Source organism: Aromatoleum toluolicum (assembly GCF_012911005.2).
GTDB classification, from domain to species: Bacteria; Pseudomonadota; Gammaproteobacteria; order Burkholderiales; family Rhodocyclaceae; genus Aromatoleum; species Aromatoleum toluolicum.
Genome location: NZ_WTVS01000173.1, coordinates 1 through 1,553 on the forward strand (window position 1 = coordinate 1; position 1,553 = coordinate 1,553).

Annotated in this window: 1 protein-coding gene; it reads right to left on the minus strand. The window is 65.0% G+C overall.

From position 1 onward, the window contains the following. Positions 1–134: 134 nt before the first annotated feature. Positions 135–1,493 carry an IS1182 family transposase gene (locus GPA27_RS28215; protein WP_050417858.1) on the minus strand — a complete coding sequence of 453 codons (1,359 nt, stop codon included), beginning with the start codon at positions 1,491–1,493 and terminating at the stop codon, positions 135–137. Positions 1,494–1,553 lie beyond the last annotated feature (60 nt).

Consider the following 1,553-nt stretch of genomic DNA (forward strand, 5'->3'; position numbering starts at 1 on the left):
CTAGCAGCCTGTCGGACTTCAAGCTCGCGGGCACCGCGGCCGAGGGATTGATTTCACATTGTGAGAGACGATGGGCATTTCAGGCTCCAATCGGCGGTTTTTGTTCGAAATCACAATGCCCCTGTCCTTTTTTCTCACTGCGGACGCAATACGGCCATGCGCTTGAAGTTCCACGCCAGGCACACCAGGGTCCATTCGTTGCACACGTTGTCCAAGCCCCGCAGCAGAAACTGGCGGAAGCCCATCACTGACTTGATGATGCCGAACACCGGCTCTACCGTCTGTTTCCTGAGCGCGTAGGCCGCGCGGCCCGCGCGGGTCTTGAGGGCGTGCTTCATCTGTTCGACGTGGCTGGCTGAGCGCTCGAGCGGCGCGGGTTCGTCGAAGCGGCTGCGCCAATCGGGATGGTGCTCATCACGCCCCACGGCGATCAGCGGTTCGACCCCGGCGTCCTGGCAGCACTGGACGTTGCGTTCGCTGAAGAAACCGGTGTCGGCCAGCAGTTGTTCGGGCCGATTGAGCCCTTCGGGCAAGGCGCCGATGCGCGTCAGCATCGGTTCGACCTGCTCCTTGTCGTTGCCCGCCTGGGTGACGTGGGGGACCATCACCAGCATCGATTCGGTATCGACCACCGCCTGGGCGTTGTAGCACTGCTCGAAGCCGCCGCCGGCCACTTTCATGATGCGCGAGTCCTCGTCGGTGAGATTGATCTGGTCCTCGGCGCCCGGACCCGCCTGGGGCGGCTTGGGGGGCTTGCCACCGGGCTTCTTGCCCGTGGCCGCCTGCTTGGCTTGGCGTTTGGCCATCTTGGCCTCGTACTCGGCCTGCTCGTGCGCGAAGCGTTCGGCGGCGCGCGCCTCGATCTTGGCCTTGGCGGCGGCGATGGCGGCCAGCCGCGCTTCGCGACGCGCAATTTCCGCCGGCAGATCCACGCCTTCGGGCACGCTGCTTTGATCGGCCGCTTCGGCCAGCTTGAGCATTTCCTGCACTTCGGCCTTGAGCTGGGCTTCGATCTTTTCGGCGTGTCCGTAGGAGAGCGCGCTGTGCCGACTGGCGTGGGCGTGGATCTTGGAGCCGTCCAGACTCACCGTGCCAAAGCGCGAGAGCCGATTCTCACGCGCCACTTGCAGTACCTGCACGAAGATATCGGCGAACTGCTCGCCGAAGCGGCGCCGGAAGCTCGCCAAGGTGTCATGGTCCGGGTGCTGGTCGCAGGCGATGAAGCGGAAGGCCAGCGAATCGTAGGTGGCCCGCTCGATCTTGCGGCTCGAGTGCGTCCCCGTCGCGTAGCCGTAGATCAGCAGCGACAGCAGCAGCGCCGGATGGTAGGCGTCGCTTCCACGGCCGGCGTAGGCTCGCTCCAGTTCCGACAGGTCCAGCCCGTCGACCACATCGACCACGTAGCGCGCCAGGTGCGATTCGGGTAGCCAGTCCTGCACCGACGGCGGCAGCAGGTAGTCCGTTTGGCGGTCGATCGGGCGGAAGCGGCTCACGCAGTCAGGCTCCAAGGGTGACACGGCATTTTACCGGGCGATAGTCCGACAGGCTGCTAG